The organism is Segatella copri, from assembly GCF_009495355.1.
Classification (GTDB): domain Bacteria; phylum Bacteroidota; class Bacteroidia; order Bacteroidales; family Bacteroidaceae; genus Prevotella.
Genome location: NZ_VZAD01000024.1, coordinates 1 through 18,506 on the forward strand (window position 1 = coordinate 1; position 18,506 = coordinate 18,506).

Consider the following 18,506-nt stretch of genomic DNA (forward strand, 5'->3'; position numbering starts at 1 on the left):
ATATTTGTGAGACTACCAACTTTTTTATGAACTATTCTTATCCCGAACTGGGGTAGGAATCACCATCTTGTGATGGTAGCTGATGGTGTGGGCGGCGGCGATGGTGAAGATTTCGTCCAGGGTGCCGATGCCGCCAGGAAGGGCTACGAAGATGTCGCTCAGGGTAAGGCAATGGCAGAGAAGCTGCTGGCGGAATAAAACCAGAATCTATTCATTATGAATGAAAGTTTTTAGGCAAAAGTATTCGTTCTGAGTGAAAGGTTTTTAACAAAAGTATTCATTCAGAATGAAAGTTTTTTGGGGCTTTCTCTTGCTGCTTTCAGATATTTTTCTTATTTTTGCCCACGAATCATAAAATAGTGGAGCAATTCATAAAATAGTGGAGCAATGAAAGAACTGTTAAAACAAATTATATTTGAGCAGCAGGAAAACTGCAAGCATCTTATGCAGGATGCTATTCCTCGACACATAGAAGAGGAATGGCTTACCACCACGGAAATCCTTATTATAACAGGTGTAAGACGATGTGGAAAGTCGGTGTTGCTGCAGCAACTGCGTGATAAGTTGGAGGAGAAAGATTTCTTCTTCAATTTTGACGATGAGCGTCTCGTAAACTTTAAGCTTGAAGATTTTGCAACCTTGCAGGAATGCTTCTTTGAGCTTTTCGGCGAGCAGCACACCTATTACTTTGATGAGATTCAAAACATTGCGGGTTGGGAAACCTTTGTGAGGCGTCTTTACAATGAAGGCAATAAGGTGGTGACGACTGGCTCCAATGCCCGGATGCTGAGCAAGGAGATGGGCACTCATCTCACAGGGCGTTATATCTCAGTAGAGGTTTATCCTTTCTCTTTTGCCGAATATCTGCAGCTGGAGCATATTGAGCCTTCGCAGAAGGATTTCTATCTGATGGCGAGCCGTTCCAAACTGTTGGGTCATTTCTGTGATTTCCTGGAGAGGGGTGGTTTCCCGAAATATCTTCAGACGGGTTCTGTCAGTTATCTATCTTCACTTTATGAAAGCATTATCTTCCGGGATGTGATGGCTCGCAATGGTCTTACGAATGACAAGGAAATTAAAGAACTTGCGTTTTATCTTGCCAGCAATGCCACCAAGCGTGTTACCTATAACTCGCTGGGAAAGATAGTAGGCATCCGCCATCCCGAAACCATCAAGAACTATCTGGAATATATTCAGCAAACCTACATGATATTCCAGCTGCTGAAGTATGCTCCATCGGTAAAGACCCAGATGTTGAGTCCGAAGAAGGTGTATTTTATAGATAATGCCATCATCAGCAGGATGGGTTTTAATGTCACGGATAACAATGGTGTAAAACTGGAGAATGCCGTTTTCATCGAATTGCTGAGAAGGGGTTACGACTTGTTCTATCATGCCGACAAGAAAGAGTGTGACTTTGTGGTGAGAGAAGGTGTAAGGATTACCCAGGCTTACCAGGTTACGGTGAAGATGGATGATGAGAAGACTCGCAAGCGTGAAATCGAGGGCCTGCAAGAGGCGATGGAAATCTATAATTTGTCTGAGGGTTACATCATTACGCTGAATGAGAAAGAGGAGCTTACCATAGATGGTAAGACGGTGCATATAATTCCTGCTTGGGAATGGATGCTGAAGTAATTTTCTTTTAGCGGGAAGGTGATAGAATAAATTTTAAGGGCGGAAGAACTACTGTTAATCCAAGTTGTTGTTCTTCCACTCTTTGCTTTTGTTTCTGAGTACTTCACTTACAGGCTTCCATTCCTTCCTACATATTTAAAATGTGCATTTTTTGCCGAAAAATCATATTAATGGGAGTTTTCAACTATTGCCGTAAATGTTCTATTTAGCCTATAAAAGTTCTATTCAAAGCCTTGTCTTTGTTCTGTTTTGCGGACTAAAATCGTTAAACCACAGATAAATCTATGTTCTAAACTTTAGAACACAAGTTCTAAACTTTAGAACATAAGTTCGATACTTTAGAACATAGATTTATAGGCTAAAGAAAACATTTACTTCCCTTTCTGTATAAGTGCTACTTAAAGAGCACTGTTGTGCCATAAGCAGGCATTTTTGCTGCATCAGCATTTATAAGAACAGCATAAATACTTAAAAATCAGCATTTATAAAAAGCAATATGTCGAAAACAAGAGTCTTATTACTTTACGTCTCCAGAATCAACGTTTTCCCTAAAAAGTGAAAAGGCCATCCTCACGGACAGCCTAATACATTTATACAAAAACATTATGAATTCTTTATTATTAGCGAACAAGATTCTACTTTATCAAAATCAATATATCTATCTAAAAGCTTCAAACAGTTAATTCGTAAGACCGGCCGCTGCCTGAGCCTTGCGACACTTGCGCTCACAATAGCGTTCGCACTGTGCACAAATGTCGTAGCCTAACATGGCACCCAAGATAAAGTCTTCTTCGGGTGTCAGTTGGCTGAGAGGTTTGTTAACCATCAGACGGATAGCATCCAGACACTCAGGCTTGCCAAAGAACAAGTTCAGTCGACCATTGCCCACAGGCTGAACGATATAACTGATGTTCTGACTTTGCAATCGGGTTATGGCAAAAGACTCAAATCGCTCGTTGAAGGTGAAAAGCACCATGCGGCGTACACCTTTTTTATATTCATATATATGATTCATCAGAACCTTCATGTCCGTTGGCATCACTTCTTTCTGTTGCATAATATCCGTCTGTTAGTTAAAAAAATGACTGTGTTACAGGAGCATTCTCCTATACCGCATTACATTAAAGTGAAGGCTTAATGGCCTCAAGCCATGCATCAATGCGTTCCTCGGTCTTATCGTCCTCGTTGACATCGTCAAGAGAAAGACCTACGAATTTTCCATCTACAACTGCATCGCTGTCATCGAAAGTATAACCCTCTGTCGATACTCCTTCGAGTACATTGGCACCTGCCTCTTTGGCAGCATCATAAAGTTCCTTCATTCCGCCACAGAAGGTATCAGGATAAGACTCAGCATCGCCACAACCGAAAAGAGCGACCGTCTTGCCAGAAAGACCTGCTGACTTCAACAGGTTGATGCCATCGTACCAGTCGTCCTGCAACTCGCCTGCTCCCCAGGTGGAAGTTCCCAAAATAAGGTTGTCATGATCTGAGATGGCGGCCTCGTCGATGCTGGTTACATCTACTGCACTGGCGCCCAACTTAGCGGCTATTGTCTCTGCTATGCTCTGGCAGGTTCCTGTGGAAGAGCCATAAATTACAATTGTTGATTTCATACGCTATAATTACTTTAGTTACATTATTTCTTGTTTACGGCTGCAAAGATACGACGATTTTCCCAATGCCGCAATACCTAAAAATAATGGTTTGGCATGAATACCTACATATTATGACTCGACTTTGGCTGGTTCTATCAACAACAAAAAAACTGCGGACAGATTGCTCTGCCCGCAGTTCTCCTCATATAATCTCTCTCTTACTTTACATAAAAGTCTTACTTGATGCCACGATTTACGAGAGTGACGTTCAGCAACATCAGATACTTGCGATACTGAGTGTTTGAAAGGATGACGTGCATGTACTTCAAGTCCTTGTTGATGGCCTTGTCGATCATAGCCTTGCGGTCGTCACCTGCTGCTACGGCAGCATTCATCATATCTGCAGTGAAGTTCTTGTGTACATCAGCTACAGCCTCAACCTGGTCGATGTTCAAACCGAGAGCATCAGACAAGCTGTTCATGTTTACATTCATGTTGAAAGCAGCTGTTGCTGTTGTTGCACTTGCATTCTCATCTGCTGCAAAAGTAGTTGTCATACTGAACAATGCTACTGCCAAAATCATCAATTTCTTCATAATCTTTTTACCTTTCTTTTCTTTAATTCTACATTATCCTTACTAATCTCTTTGTGTATGTCTTTCTGAAAGACACTGCAAAGATACACACAATATGCTGTGCACGCAAACATTTCAGCTAAAAAGAAAGACTTTTAGTCGTATTTTTGATATAAATCAACATGAATATCCCCTTCTGGCTTACTTTTCGTAAGATTTCACACAAAATAACTAACATAAGCAAAGTTCTCTGAGCCTTTTAGCTTCACCATTGTTAATCACCTGGCTACAACCATTGCTTCGGCTATATTAGAGAATACAAAGCAGCAATAATGCGACATTTTGAGCGATTCATTCGTTAGTCTCAGCAAGATTTTGTATCTTTGCAAACTAAAAAAATACATATAAAGCCAAACAGAATCAATGGAAGAACAGAATCATATAGACAAAGCGCTTGCCTTCATGGAAAGCCTTGAAAGATTGCACAACCAGCTAAAAGCTGCCGAAGAGCAACAGAAATTGCTACTGGCTCATCTGCTCGACCTGAAGAAAGAGGGCAAGACTGACTCGGAAGAGTATGCCCAGACATCACAGCAGAGCAAGAACTTGCAAGACATCATCGACAAGTGGCGCCCCATCTATTTGGAACGCATGGAGATGGTGAAAGATGTACAGAACAAAAAGAGAGAGAAGAAATAACAGATAATAATAACAACAATAATAATAATAAAGAATTAACATGGAATCAAACAAATTCATCAGCGTATCATACAAGTTGTACGACATCACAGATGGTAAGTCTGACCTCATCGAACAGACAAGCGACGAGCGCCCATTCATCTTCGTTAGCGGCATGGGTGTAACACTGCCAGCCTTCGAGGAGCAGATAGTCAACCTGGCTAAAGGCGAGTCTTTCGACTTTACCCTTACACCAGAGCAGGCTTATGGCGCACACTATGCAGAGCGTGTCATCGAGTTAGAGAAGGAAATCTTCACCATCAACGGCCAGTTTGACGCACAGCACGTACAGGTAGGTGCCATCATTCCTCTGCAGAACGAGGACGGCAACCGCTTCAATGGTGTGGTATTGGAAATCGGTGACAGCAAGGTGAAAATAGACCTCAACCATCCTTTGGCTGGCAAGATACTCAACTTCAAGGGTGAGATAACTGAGAGCCGCGAGGCTACTGCCGAGGAAGTGGCAGGAATGGCAAAGCTCATGAGCGGAGAAAGCCACGGCGGATGTAGCGGTTGCAACGGACACTGCGGTGAAGGCGAATGCGGTGAAGGTCATTGTGGCGGTGAAGGTCATTGTGGCGGTGAAGGCCATCATGGCGAAGGCCACTGCGGTTGCCACTAATTCTTCCTTCAAAAGGTCAACATATCAACTAAGCAAGAACTTTAACAACATATAGACAATGAGGAATACATTTGGTCATCTCTTTACCCTCACCACCTTTGGCGAAAGTCATGGAGTGGCTGTGGGCGGTGTCATCGACGGATTTCCTGCAGGCATAGATATCGATATGGAGTTTGTACAGAATGAACTGAATCGACGTCGACCCGGACAAAGCCATATCACCACATCACGCAACGAAGCCGACAAGGTGGAGTTTCTCAGTGGTGTGTTCGAAGGCAAGAGTACGGGAACACCTATCGGTTTCGAAGTACGCAACACCAACCAGCACTCGCAAGACTATGAGAACATGCGATGCCTGTTCCGTCCGTCGCATGCCGACTATACCTATTATAATAAGTATGGCATACGCGACCATCGTGGTGGAGGGCGCTCTTCTGCCCGCATCACCATTGCCCGATGCGTAGGTGGAGCCTTGGCAAAACTTGCCTTGCGGCAGTTGGGCATCAGCATCACTGCCTACACATCTCAGGTAGGCGACATCGCATTGGAAAGAGATTACCATCTGTATGACTTAAGCAAGACAGAGGACAACATCGTGCGATGCCCCGACCAGCAGAAAGCCAAAGAGATGGAAGAGCTCATCGCCCAAGTGAAAGCCGATGGCGACACCATAGGAGGCGTGATTACATGCGTCATCAAGGGATGCCCGGTAGGATTAGGCGAGCCGGAATTCGACAAACTGCATGCACAGTTAGGCGCAGCCATGCTGGGCATCAATGCCGTGAAAGGCTTCGAATACGGTGAAGGCTTCGACGGTGTGACGGCACGAGGCAGTCAGCAGAACGACAAGTTCGTACCAGGCATCACGACTGCCACCAATCACAGTGGAGGCATACAGGGAGGCATCAGCAACGGACAGGACATCTACTTCAGGGTAGCATTCAAGCCTGTTGCCACCATCCTGAAAGAGCAAGACACCGTAGACCTGGAAGGCAATGCCACCAAGCTGACAGCACGGGGCAGGCACGATCCATGCGTTCTGCCAAGAGCCGTTCCAGTGGTGGAAGCCATGGCAGCCATGGTCATCCTCGACAGCTATCTCGTCAACAAGAGTGTGAAGCTATAAGATAATGAAAAGAAAAAGAAGACTCAGAAAGAAACGCATATTTACTATTTGCTTAGTCATGGTTATCGGCATCTCTCTGCTGACACGACGCTGCGTCACAAGTTGCTCGGACAACAAAGCATCGGTTGCCGATACACTGCCTAAGGCTCACCTCAACGACTCACTCAACAACTCACTCTCTGAAGGCAAAGCCTACCACGAAATGGACTCGCTCATTGAGCGATACCTGAAGAGATGGGAAATCAATGGCGCCCAACTGGTCATCACCCGCAACGACTCTCTGCTGTATGCACGAGGTTTCGGATGGGCAGACAAGGAGAAAGGCATCAAGATGCAACCATCCATGGTAATGAGATATGCCTCGGTATCGAAGCTCATCACTGCCGTGGGCATCATGAAACTTTGGGAAGCTAAGAAGTTGAGTATGGGCGACAAGGTTTTCGGACCCAAGGGAATTCTGCGAGACACCTTATATAATAACAGCATCAAGGACAAGCGGTACTACGACATCACCGTGGAACAACTGTTGCGCCATCAAGCTGGATTTACCAACTATGCCGGCGACCCGATATCTTCCACCCGCTACATCATGATGCAGAACCGTCTCACTACGCCTCCCGATCATCCTACGCTGCTCAAGATTCTCCTGAAACGGCATTTAGGATATACGCCTGGTGAAGGCAAGTGCTACTCCAACTTTGGATATATCCTCCTTTCGATGATTATAGAGAAGAAGACTGGCATGAGATATGAGGACTACATGCAGAAGTACGTACTCAACCCTGCCGGATGCTACGACATGCACATCGCCGGTACCTACTATAAGGACCGACGTCCCAATGAGACGAAGTACTACATGCACCAAGGCAGCATCCCTGTATATGAATACAACAACAGCGGTAGAATGGTGGAGAAATGTTATGGCGACACAGACATCCCACGTCTGGCAGGAGCCGGAGCATGGTGCGGTTCGGCAGCTGAGCTGAGCCGACTGATAGCCAGCATAGACGGTATGCCCCACGTAAAGGACATCCTCAGCAAGAAGAGCGTGGACTTTATGACCCGGGAACAGCCAGACCACCAATACTCCATCGGCTGGAACTACACACCGAAGAAAGGACGTCCCTGGATCCGAACAGGATCACTTGCAGGTACCTCAGCCCTGATTCTGAAATACGACGACGGACAATGCTGGATTCTCATCACCAACACATCGACATGGAAGGGACATGGCTTCTCCAACGACTCGATGGCTTTCTTTGAGAAGATGCGCAAGAAGTACATGGACAGCATGCCTAAGCAAGACCTCTTCCTGCACGTGAAATAAAAACACAGAAAGAGAAAGAAGAAAAAACAACGGGCATGACAAAGCCGACAAACAAGAAAGAACTCAGCAAGAAACCCATAAAACAGAAAAAGGATACATCCTGACTGGATGTATCCTTTTTTGTTTTTATGATGTTTTCTACTTTATCAATTAGAAAGTGTACTTCACACCAACCTGACCACGCCAACGGCTGTAGTAGTCGCTATAGTACTTGATAGGCTTGGTAGAATCGTTATCGAACTGGTATGTACCATTATCCTTATAAGTAATTGGAGAAACAAACTCGCTGTTATAGCTGCTGCCATAAGTATGTCCCCACTTATTGTTAAGCAGGTTGGCAACATTGAGAATGTCCATAGTAACCTCCAGAGCATGAATCTGCTTGCCTACCTTGATACCAAACTTCTGACCGAAGTGGAAGTCGAAATGACCCTCGAAAGGCAAGTTATCAGCATAGCGCTCATAGTACTCACCACGATGATCCTTCAGATAAGGAGTGTTGGCCAACCACTTCTTCAAGTTGGCACGCTGCTCGTCTACAGTGTACTTCACTGTCTTGTTGTCAGCCTTCATCACATTCGAGAACGGCATCTTGTCGATCTGAGCATCTGTAGGGACGAAAATCAAGTCATTGCTTGCACCGTCGCCATTGACATCACCATTATAATAGAGTGAGTAAGGAGCACCACTCTGACCCTGATAAATCAAACCAACAGTTGTAGTAAAGAGCTTGCTTGGTCCCCAGTTGAGATGATAGAAGGCAGAAGCCTTAACAAGGTGAGGCACATTGAAGGCGCTGTTTGCCATCTCAGGATCATTGCTAAAACGATATGAGTGGTTGTTACGCCAGTTGCTCTGAGCCACAGAAGAAATAGAACTGCTGATAGCCTTTGCCTTTGTGAAGGTGTAAGAAGCATTCAAGTCGAGACCGAAGTCAAAGTGCTTGGTAGCAGACAAAGACAGGTTGTAAGAATAGCCCTTGTCGGTATTACGCATAGCATAGATATTGCTGAACTTGCCGGCAGATGCTACCTTATGATACATAGGACGGCTCTCCCATGGCATATCTGATACCTGACCCAGAGTCTGACCTGTTGGCTCGTAAGCGATGTTCTGATAATAGATATCATTCAGGTTCTTGCTGAAGATAGCCTCTGCAGTCCAGTCAATACCCAAAGCCTGGAAGTCGAAACCTAAGTTGATACGCAGGTTCTGAGCGAACTTGAAGTTCTTGTCGAACACATTGACCAACTGGCTACCAGATGCTTTAAGAAGCTCTGCATTCTTATCCTGCTTATTAGGATCTACGATAAGAGATACATTGGCATTGTTCTTTACAGAGTAAGAAGAGAACTGCACACCAGTGTTGGTGAAGCTGTTGCTCAACCATACGAAAGGAATACGACCAGTAAACATACCGATACCTCCACGAAGAATATACTTATGGTCGTTCTTGATGTCCCAGCGGAAACCTACACGTGGACTCCACATAGGAGTGCTGGAAAGTTTCTGATTGGTACGATAGTCATAGCCCGCAGCTGCAGCCCAGTCATTAAATTCTTTATTCTCGGTAGGAGTATCAAAGAACAAAGGTATCTCCATACGAAGACCATAGGTGAGCTGGAAGTTATTGGTAGCATCCCACTTGTCCTGTACATAGAAGCCCAACTGACCTGCACCGAATGATGGTGCCCAGAGAGATTTGCCGGTAACATCCTTATTGGCTGTGGTATAGTAGAAGTTCTTAATCAACTGACCATTCTTGGTATCAATATACTTGAAGAAGTCTGATGGAGAATCGAAATAATAGCAACCATAGAGATTCTGAATAAAGAGATTCTCAAACTTATAGAACTCATTGTGAGTACCGAAAGTAAAGGTGTGATTACCACGATACCATGTAAAGTTGTCTTCGAAGGTAAAGATGTCCTGATCAAGGCTGTTGGCCATAGAAGAGTACTCATTACCAATGTTGACAGTTCCGTTACCAACATTATAGATAGTCACAGAAGGCGCTGCTGCACCAGAGCTACGACTGTCGCGAACACGAACGTATGACAAGCGGGCCTCATTGCTGGTGTATGGAGAGAGACGACTCTGCAACTCAGCAGCGAAAGAATGAGTCTTAGAGGTGAACTCATAGAGATGGTCGGCAGTATTCAATGATGCCATACCACCCAAGCCTAACAACTGCTTAGCGTCTACATAACTCCAACGAATAGAGAACTTATTGAAGTCGTTGATGTTCCAGTCGAGCTTCAAACCACCCTTCTGGCTCTTGATAGACTTGTCCTTGTTGGCCCAAGTTCCATTATACTCATAGTTGCCACCATCATCAGTTTTACCCCATGCTTTGTAAGCATCGAGAATCTGCTGTGCAAGGTCGGAATCAAACTTAGCACCCTCGCTACCGAAAGAATACTGAGTAGGATAAGACTTATTGGTATTCTCGTAGTTGGCGAAGAAGAACAACTTGTTCTTGATGATAGGACCACCCAAGGTGAAACCAAAGCGTGTCTCCTTCTCCTTGTCGTAAGGATTAGACATCGTGCCGTCCTGCATCTTGTAGTGACGACCTACCAAACTCTCGTTGTTGCCATCAAAATAGGCACTTCCGTGGAACACATTCGTACCACTCTTAGTAACCGCATTAATGGCACCACCAGTGAAACCACCCTGACGAACATCGAAAGGAGCCACGTTGATCTGAATCTGTTCGATGGTCTCCATAGATACAGGCTGGCTACCTGCTTGACCACCATTGCTACCATTCTGGGTAAGACCAAACACGTCGTTGTTCATCACACCATCAATCTGGAATGAGTTGTAACGGTTGTTGGTGCCAGCAAAAGACATGGCGCCAGACTGACCATTGGTAGATACCTGAGCATTCATGCGGGCAATATCAGCAATACTGTGGCTGATACTTGGCATTTCAGCAATCTGCTGCGCATTAATACTCTGAGCAGCACCTGTCTTAGTACCGTTAAGGCCAGCCTTGCCAGACACTACAACTTCCTGCAACTCGCGTGCATCCTCCTGGAGAGAACAAGAAAGGTTCTGGCTCTCACCCAAGTTCAAGGAAACATCCTTGAACGTCTTAGACTGATAGCCAATGTAAGATACCTCTACTTTGTAAGGACCTCCAGGACGCATACCCTGGATTGAGAAACGACCATCCATGTTGGTCACTGCACGATAAACAGTACCTGATGGTTGGTGGGTTGCTGTCACCGTAGCACCGATGACTTCCTCGCCTTGCGATGTCACCTTACCACTGATACCAGAGGTGGTTACCTGTGCCATAGCCACCGAAACTACGAGCACCAGCATGGCGATAAGCAATTGCAATCTTTTCTGCATACTAAAAATGAAATTTAGTTAATAATGAGGAAGCATAAACTTCCTATTTTTATATTATGCTGCAAATTTAAACAAAATTTTTGATATAAATGTTACAGAGACATGAAAAAAAAAAGTTTTTTATGCAAAAAAAATCCACACTAACGTTTTAGTGTGGATTTCTTACAGCTTTTTAGTCTTTGCGAAGCCATATCCGCATCACTTTGCGGCGGATTGCTATCATGTTGAGTACCGATACTATCAAGAACAAAACCAATCCCAAAGCAATGGCGGGACACATGGTTCCTTCCTCTATATCGGGATAAAGGGCTTCTATAAAATCCATGTAATAATCACGGATGAAGAACAAGATGCACCATGCCACAAGGAGCACCACCACATTGAGAACGATAGTAAGCCAAAGGTAGGGCATCGCCACATTGCCAGGACTATAACCTATGAGCAAGAGGTTCTCCAACTTGGAGGAGTTCTTCTGTACCAAAAGGTAGATGCTGAGCATCAGGATATAGAAACTGAGCACAGAGATAACCAAACCTATCACCATGACCATCAGGACTATCATCCTCAGAAAATAAGTGGTCTTTTCGGCATCCAACTTATCGGTTTCCACCTCATAGCCATTGTCTTCAAGGTATTTGGTAATATTCTCATCTCCAGGATTGCCCACCTCTACGATAAGTCGTGTAGGGTCGCTATGCTCTTCGGGAGCAAACTCATGGTTGCTCCAGTCCATGAATGCCTGTGGCACAAGTATGGTATTGAGGCGAGAAGAGAAGCCGATCACCTTTCCTTTGAACTGTTCTTTCTTGCCACCTGCCTGAATGAAAATATGGAAATCTATCATTCCCATTAATCCGTCGCTGATCTTTGGAAGCGAATGACTCTGTGCAAAACCAAAGTTGTACATATTAATATAGGTACGCGGAAGGATGATGGGCACTTCCTGACTACCTGGCTCATACTTCCAATCCTTGAGAGGCACATCGACAAAACCGTCGGGCACACTTTCGAAAAAGAGTTCGCTATTGAGCACATTCACGCCATTGACACCCATCGAGGCATCCACCTTGTACTCGGTAGAGGTAAACTTTCCTATCTTCTTGACAAACTTTTGCGAGGAGATATCGTCCACATCACTGCCCGAGAAGGTATTGGTACGACCACTGAGGGTGTTGCCCATACCTATTTTCTTACTCATGATGAGGTAGTCGGCCTTCATAAAACTGTCTTGCTGGGTGAAGACAGGCAGCACATCCTTGTAAAACTGAAAGCCGAAAAGAACGATGAGCATACCGAAAAGGTTGGCAAAGGCAAAACCTGCAAACTGTGGTATGCTGATATGCTGACGTAATAATTTCCAAACGAGTTCCATTACACCTTATTATATATATAATGTACGAAGTACTATTTGTTATAAATCTCTCTACAGCATCAAGGTCTTCTCGTAAGGCAAGTCCATATGCTTTCCGATACTGGTAACTATGACGCCTGCACCTTGCGCCTTGGCCTCCGCCATCATAATGTCGCCCATAATACGTGAGTTATTGTCGTCGAGATGACTGATAGGTTCATCAGCAAGAAGAAAATCGAAGGGCTGGCAGAGAGAACGGATCATAGCCACACGCTGCTGCTGTCCAAACGACATGCGACCTATCTTGGCATCCACCTTGTCGGCTATTCCCAACATGTCAAACCATTGGAGTATCTGCTGACGACTCTTGAAGCCTGTGAGTTTGTTCTTGATTTCTACGTTTTCCATCGCCGTAAGTTCTGGAAACAAACGCAACTCCTGAAACAGATGACTGATGTGGCGCTTGCGTATCTCTACCCAGTTGGCTACCTTATAAGCGGCCGTATCATCCTTATCAAACATCACGCTGCCGCTATAATCGTGACGATAGCCAACCACATAACTGCAAAAGGTACTCTTGCCTTTTCCACTGTCGGCCTCTACAAGATAAAGATGTCCCTTTTCGAAAGAGACATCCTGACTCCATATCTCTGAATGAAGGTCATCACGCTGGGCGAAGACCTGTGGGAGAACGGAACGAAAGTTGATTGTGTTCACTTTTTTATATTATATATTGTATATGTTTAAAGTTTTTATGTTGTATACCTTATTTCTTTATTGCAAAGTGTAGACCACGGCTTTGAGCTGTCCAAACAATGGAGCCAGGAGTCCTGTCACAGCCTGCAAGGCATTATCGCCAGAGCCCGCCTTTCCCAGATTGACAACCATGACCATCTTCTGACCTTTTATCATTTGCTGGATGCGTTGGTCGACGGGATGATTGGAAGGAAGAATGGAGTATTCTGCCGAAAGCTGGTCGTTACCGCTAAAGAATTGTTTGTCGTCAGATACTCCGAAGTAGAAACTGGTCTTGCCACTGGAATAGCAGTAGGCGTTCTTCTTCCAGTTGCCGATGGTGCTTCCCTTGGGACACGACTGTTTCCAATAGTCTATATCCGAAAGCCACTTGGCATGACTCAGCCTTGCCGCCATCGTCATCTGCATATTGTCGGTACCCAACGATGGCATCACAATGGCCATATCGCCATCCACACTTCGAATGATATTATCCATGTCGATAGCAGCATTGATGCCCATCAACAGTGTCTGCAGTCCCTGGTTGCTCTGCACCAAAGGCAGGAAACGGGTTCCTTCCACATTCATGAAGATACCTGCCAAGGCATCATTGGGCATACTCTTCACATAGTCACCCTTGATAGGACGATAAACCGTCTGCGACTGCTGCAAGGCCTGGTTAATGCTTTTGTTGAAAGAGAAGGTCTTGCCCGATATCTTCAGAATACCATTCTCTACCTTCATGCCTGCGGCTATTACTATCTGTGAAGCATCGGCATCCTTGGGAGCACCAAGGGTGAAAGGTGCAACAAACTTCTCGGGCAGAGCCTGGACCTGAGCCACCATGGCTATGGGCGAATCGATGCTGTCGAGTTGGGCAAAGAGTCTGGACGACTTGACACCTGCATCCTCGTCGGCATTAAGAAACCTTACCATTTGTCTTTGCAGGTCAGCACGGGCATCTGCCACTACTGGTCCCATGACAAGCAGCGCCTTAGATGAGAAGCCTACCAGCCATGAATCTTTCAGCACGGCAAAGTGGAAACCCTTGCGCTCTGTCAATTCTGTGCAAATATGCTTTTGGGATAATTGATTGAGCCAATTACTGATATTGTCCTCATCGGCTACCTTGGCACAGAGTCCCAAGTTGCCATCAACAGTTTCAAAAAGGTAGAGTTTCTCTGTAACATCGATACCACAGTCGGAAACATTCTCCACATGCAGCATCGACTTCAGAATATTCTCTTTGTCTACCCCTTTGCCATCACCATCCGTCGTTTGCATGTCTACCGAAATGAGGGCAGTGCTCTTGGATGGTATGGCATTCAGGTAATCGTTATCCGAACAAGCTGCCATCAGCACGATTTGCAGAAATGCGATGGCATAAAGAAAAACATTTTTCATTTGCATCATAATCTTTATACTCTTCAACTCTCTCTACAGACGACGAGCCAAATTGGCCATCGTCACAGCCACCAGTCCGGCAGTTTCGGTACGAAGTCGGCTGGTGCCCAATGTCACTGACTCGTATCCTGCCTTGACAGCCATACGAACCTCATCTATCGAGAAGTCACCTTCAGGGCCAATGAGCACCGTCACGTCAGCATCCTCATCAGGACAGGCCTTTGTGAGTTCTGTAAAGAGGTCTTTCTTCTCTATTTCCTCATAGCAATGACAGATAAACTTCCTGCCCTTGCGGGGTGTATTGATAAAGTCGCGGAAATTTACCATCTGGTTGACAATGGGCTTCCACGCTTTATGACTTTGCTTGACTGCAGAGACTATGATCTTATCAAGCCTTACGGTCCGCATCACCTTGCGCTCGGAAAACTGGCTGTTCAGGAAGGAGAGCTCGTTGAAGCCCACCTCGGTAGCCTTCTCTGCCATCCACTCTATACGGTCCATCATCTTGGTAGGAGCAATGGCCAAGTGGACATGCCCACGCCAGGCAGGTTGCTGCGGCATCACCTCCTTCACCTCATACATACAGCGCTTGGTGGCAGCCAATGTCACCTCGGCACGATAGAAGTTTCCCACACCGTCCATCAGGAACATCTCGTCACCACTCTTGATGCGCAATACTCTCAGGGCATGAAGCGCCTCATCCATTGGCATCTCGGTCTCGGTAGCCGCATCGGGCACATAGAAAAATCTGGTCTCTTTCATCAGTCTGTCATTAGTTTGTTTCTGGTTTATCTCCCTTGGGATGTCGCTTTTTCAGCTCATCACGCAGGCTGGAAGCCAACTCGTAGTTTTCGTTCTCTATAGCTTTGCGTAATGACTCCTCCAACATCTTGTCGGTGATGACATTCACTGGCACAGCCATCTGTGTGAAATTAGGATTGTATTCTGCCGATTGTTTGGTCATCAAACCACGATCGGCATAAATCTCCATTCCGGTAATGAGCGACAGCAGGATGCCATCCGTACAGCGTATATTCTTCTTCTCGCCTGTCTCTGTGTTACGAAGACATGACATATACTTGCCTTCATGCAAAGCATAGATTTCGAAACGATAGGTGAGAAGAAATGAAAATGGCATCAGTTCTGCCAACACTTCAGGAAGCAAGTCATTTCTCTCCTTTAACATATTGGGATCCATGCGTAACCTGATCTGATAGGCCTGATGGCGATCACAAGGTATCACCAACTGACGTTGCTCTGCCACATCCACAAGCACAGCCAACACCAGATTGTCGGATCCCAAGATCTGGGATAATCCTTTGAATTTTAATCTTACGTTACACATTTTTCTTTCAGTTTTATTTGCCCAGTCGCATCCTCAGGAATATGACTAAGCTTTCTTGGGTCTGAATATAACAGCAAAAGATACTGCTACTACCAATGCATAACCGGCAAAAATAAGCCAGCATGGTGCCCACTGGGTCACACCATTTGCATCGGTATAACTATTGACAACAGCCTGAGCCGACAGGGTTCCTACTGTGGCTCCGATACCATTGGTCATCAACATAAAGAGTCCTTGCGCACTGGAGCGGATAGAAGAATCCGTGGTCTTGTCGACAAACAGAGAGCCTGAAACGTTGAAGAAGTCGAAGGCCACACCGTAAACCAACATGGAAAGGACAAACATCCATACACCACTGCCAGGATTGCCTATTCCGAAGAGACCGAATCGCAACACCCAGGCAAACATGGCTATCAGCATCACATTCTTGATGCCATAACGATTCATGAAGAACGGTATCAGCAGGATACAGCACGTCTCGCTGATCTGAGAGAGCGAAATAAGGATATTGGCATGGTTCACACCAAAGGTACCCGCATACTGTGGGTCGGCTCCAAACGAGGTGATGAATGGATTGGCAAAGCCATTGGTAATCTGCAGACTTACACCCAACAGCATGGAGAAGATAAAGAAGATGGCCATGCGCTTCTCCTTGAACAGAGAGAAGGCACGCAGTCCGAAGGCATCCACAAAACTCTTGGTCTCACCCTTGGCGCTGACAGGACATGCTGGCAACGTAAAGGTATAAAGGAACAGAATGCAGCTGACCACACCAGAAGCAACAAACTGATTCTGATTGGGCTGGAATCCCATCAAGTCGACAAACCACATCATACAGATGAAACCTACCGTACCAAACACACGAATCGGAGGAAAGTCTTTTACCGTATCCATACCCGCAAGAGTCAAGGCATTGTAAGCCACAGAGTTGGTCAAAGCCAGCGTAGGCATATAGAAGGCCACGCTGAGTGTGTAGATCCAAAATACCATACCAAGATTACCGGTCATTCCCATATAAGCTGCACCAAACATGAAGAGAGCAGCCATGAGATGACAGAAGCCCAACAGCCTTTGTGCCGGCACCCAACGGTCGGCAACAATACCCATAAGAGCAGGCATAAAAATAGACACCACGCCCTGTACGGCATAAAACCATCCTATCTGAGAAGCCATTCCGATTTTTCCCAGATATGTCCCCATAGATGTCAGGTAAGCTCCCCATACTGCAAATTCAAGGAAGTTCAATAACGCTAAGCGTACTTTCAAGTTCATTTTGGTAATAGTATTTTTTCTGTTTCCGCAGGTTTCGGACAGATGTTGCCTGTTTCCGACACATGCGAAATTTGGGTTATTTATATAACTGCAAAGATAACGAATATTATTGAAATAAAAACACAAAACGCAAAATTATCCGTTCCAACACGGGATATTTAACAAATTATGTGTAATTTTGCAGCCTGTTTAATTAAATAAGAGAGAGATGTTATTCAGTTTTTTTGTTACGTGTAATAAGATAGGAGCCTTTACCCTGGGCGGTGGCTATGCCATGATTCCTATTATGGAGAGAGAGTTTGTCGACCGCCATAAGTGGATGGACAAACAGGAATTTATGGATATTATGGTAGTGGCACAGGCCACACCGGGCATCTTTGCCATCGATATGGCAAGTCACATCGGATATAAGCTGCGCGGAATATGGGGAGGCATCGTGGGAGCTATAGGCATTGCGCTGCCTTCCATCATAGCAATCATCATCATTGCCATGTTCTTCAGACAGTTCAAGGACAACTACTGGGTGGAGAAGTTCTTTGCCGGCATCAGACCGGCAGTAGTAGCCCTCATCGCTGCTCCTTGCTTCAAAATGGCAAAAACTGCCAAGATAAATCGCTACAATGCCTGGATTCCTGTAGCCAGCTGCGCCCTCATCTATCTTTTAGGCGTCTCACCCATCTACATCATCATTGCGGCTGGCGTGTTGGGATGGCTGTATGGAAAAATGAGAAAGGTAAAAGAGTAAAAAGGTAAAAAGAGCATTCTTGCTTTTAAAAGTAAAATACAAAGACTATGTTATTTCTGAAATTATTCATCATATTCACGAAAATAGGTACGTTCAACTTTGGAGGTGGCTATGCCATGCTGTCGCTCATTCACAACGAGACTGTCGTAAAAAACCAATGGCTCAGCAATGCTGAGTTTACTGACATCGTAGCCATCAGCCAGTCTACACCGGGACCTATCGGAATCAACTGCGCCACATACGTGGGTTACACTTCCACCCTGCATGCTGGTTATCCCGAATGGGCGGCGATTCTGGGAGCTATTCTCGCCAGCTTGTCTATCATGTGGCTGCCTTTCGTCATCATGATTCTCATCAGTCATTATCTGATGACACACAAGGACTCTAAAATAGTGAAAGATATCTTTGCCGGACTGCGCCCTGCCATCATAGGACTCATTGCTGCCGCCGCACTTCTGCTGATGAACAAAGACAACTTTGGCTCACCTCAGGACAATCCCAATGTCTTCGGAATCAGTATTGCCATCTTCGTACTGGCTTTCTATCTCACCGCTTTCAAGAAAGCCAACCCTATCCTACTGATGCTGACCTTTGGCTGCTTGGGACTGATAATGGCTCAGCCGATAAACCAGGGGGAAGATTCTTTTATTCCACAGAAAATTTATAC

At 45.4% G+C, this 18,506-nt stretch carries 17 protein-coding genes and 1 pseudogene; 7 read left to right on the top strand and 11 right to left on the bottom strand.

The features are described 5' to 3' along the window. Nucleotides 1-57: 57 nt before the first annotated feature. A pseudogene (locus tag F7D20_RS02605) lies at nucleotides 58-159 on the bottom strand (LOG family protein); the annotation flags it as partial. Between the two features lie 228 nt (nucleotides 160-387). Here F7D20_RS02605 and F7D20_RS02610 point away from each other — a divergent pair. Continuing rightward, on the top strand, nucleotides 388-1,638 hold the full coding sequence (locus F7D20_RS02610) for an ATP-binding protein (RefSeq protein ID WP_158462732.1): 1,251 nt from the start codon (nucleotides 388-390) through the stop codon (nucleotides 1,636-1,638). A gap of 679 nt (nucleotides 1,639-2,317) precedes the next feature. Here F7D20_RS02610 and F7D20_RS02615 read toward each other — a convergent pair. From F7D20_RS02615 to F7D20_RS02625, 3 genes are all read right to left on the bottom strand, one after another. Further along, complete coding sequence (locus tag F7D20_RS02615; RefSeq protein WP_022251520.1) at nucleotides 2,318-2,695, bottom strand: DUF2023 family protein; 378 nt, start codon at nucleotides 2,693-2,695, stop codon at nucleotides 2,318-2,320. Between the two features lie 64 nt (nucleotides 2,696-2,759). Continuing rightward, nucleotides 2,760-3,254, bottom strand: coding sequence for a flavodoxin FldA (fldA, locus tag F7D20_RS02620; RefSeq protein ID WP_158462733.1), 495 nt, complete (start codon nucleotides 3,252-3,254; stop codon nucleotides 2,760-2,762). Between the two features lie 218 nt (nucleotides 3,255-3,472). After that, nucleotides 3,473-3,832, bottom strand: a complete 360-nt coding sequence (locus tag F7D20_RS02625) for a hypothetical protein (RefSeq protein WP_158462734.1) — start codon at nucleotides 3,830-3,832, stop codon at nucleotides 3,473-3,475. 402 nt (nucleotides 3,833-4,234) lie between these two features. Between F7D20_RS02625 and F7D20_RS02630 the strand changes: the two genes are divergently transcribed. The 4 genes from F7D20_RS02630 to F7D20_RS02645 are packed head-to-tail and all read left to right on the top strand — an operon-like array spanning nucleotide 4,235 to nucleotide 7,624. After that, nucleotides 4,235-4,510 carry a hypothetical protein gene (locus F7D20_RS02630; protein WP_158462735.1) on the top strand — a complete coding sequence of 92 codons (276 nt, stop codon included), beginning with the start codon at nucleotides 4,235-4,237 and terminating at the stop codon, nucleotides 4,508-4,510. 40 nt (nucleotides 4,511-4,550) lie between these two features. Next, nucleotides 4,551-5,171 (top strand): FKBP-type peptidyl-prolyl cis-trans isomerase, encoded by a 621-nt coding sequence (locus tag F7D20_RS02635; protein WP_158462736.1) that lies wholly within the window; start codon nucleotides 4,551-4,553, stop codon nucleotides 5,169-5,171. 58 nt (nucleotides 5,172-5,229) lie between these two features. Then, a complete protein-coding gene (aroC, locus tag F7D20_RS02640; RefSeq protein WP_158462737.1) occupies nucleotides 5,230-6,297 on the top strand; it encodes a chorismate synthase in 1,068 nt (355 codons plus the stop codon). 4 nt (nucleotides 6,298-6,301) lie between these two features. After that, nucleotides 6,302-7,624: a serine hydrolase domain-containing protein gene (locus F7D20_RS02645; protein WP_228114081.1), complete on the top strand. Its 1,323-nt coding sequence runs from the start codon at nucleotides 6,302-6,304 to the stop codon at nucleotides 7,622-7,624. 150 nt (nucleotides 7,625-7,774) lie between these two features. On the opposite strand, the gene F7D20_RS02650 is transcribed toward F7D20_RS02645, so the two are convergent. The 7 genes from F7D20_RS02650 to F7D20_RS02680 form a co-directional block, all read right to left on the bottom strand. After that, a complete protein-coding gene (locus tag F7D20_RS02650) occupies nucleotides 7,775-10,987 on the bottom strand; it encodes a TonB-dependent receptor (RefSeq protein WP_158462738.1) in 3,213 nt (1,070 codons plus the stop codon). Between the two features lie 172 nt (nucleotides 10,988-11,159). Then, the gene (locus F7D20_RS02655; protein WP_158462739.1) at nucleotides 11,160-12,359 is read right to left on the bottom strand and encodes an ABC transporter permease; all 1,200 of its coding nucleotides are present in this window, start codon (nucleotides 12,357-12,359) and stop codon (nucleotides 11,160-11,162) included. 51 nt (nucleotides 12,360-12,410) lie between these two features. Further along, the gene (locus F7D20_RS02660; RefSeq protein ID WP_217758839.1) at nucleotides 12,411-13,055 is read right to left on the bottom strand and encodes an ATP-binding cassette domain-containing protein; all 645 of its coding nucleotides are present in this window, start codon (nucleotides 13,053-13,055) and stop codon (nucleotides 12,411-12,413) included. Nucleotides 13,056-13,112: 57 nt separating this feature from the next. Then, nucleotides 13,113-14,486 (bottom strand): DUF4836 family protein, encoded by a 1,374-nt coding sequence (locus F7D20_RS02665; RefSeq protein ID WP_367383903.1) that lies wholly within the window; start codon nucleotides 14,484-14,486, stop codon nucleotides 13,113-13,115. A 24-nt stretch (nucleotides 14,487-14,510) separates the two neighbouring features. Next, nucleotides 14,511-15,239, bottom strand: a complete 729-nt coding sequence (locus F7D20_RS02670) for a 16S rRNA (uracil(1498)-N(3))-methyltransferase (protein WP_022251509.1) — start codon at nucleotides 15,237-15,239, stop codon at nucleotides 14,511-14,513. 10 nt (nucleotides 15,240-15,249) lie between these two features. Continuing rightward, on the bottom strand, nucleotides 15,250-15,822 hold the full coding sequence (locus F7D20_RS02675) for a bifunctional nuclease domain-containing protein (RefSeq protein WP_022251508.1): 573 nt from the start codon (nucleotides 15,820-15,822) through the stop codon (nucleotides 15,250-15,252). Between the two features lie 45 nt (nucleotides 15,823-15,867). Beyond that, the gene (locus F7D20_RS02680) at nucleotides 15,868-17,094 is read right to left on the bottom strand and encodes a nucleoside permease (RefSeq protein ID WP_158462740.1); all 1,227 of its coding nucleotides are present in this window, start codon (nucleotides 17,092-17,094) and stop codon (nucleotides 15,868-15,870) included. A gap of 208 nt (nucleotides 17,095-17,302) precedes the next feature. Here F7D20_RS02680 and F7D20_RS02685 point away from each other — a divergent pair, with 208 nt between their 5' ends. After that, on the top strand, nucleotides 17,303-17,839 hold the full coding sequence (locus F7D20_RS02685) for a chromate transporter (RefSeq protein ID WP_158462741.1): 537 nt from the start codon (nucleotides 17,303-17,305) through the stop codon (nucleotides 17,837-17,839). Nucleotides 17,840-17,886: 47 nt separating this feature from the next. Beyond that, nucleotides 17,887-18,506, top strand: a 620-nt coding sequence (locus F7D20_RS02690) for a chromate transporter (protein ID WP_158462742.1), incomplete at its 3' end; no start/stop codon positions are given.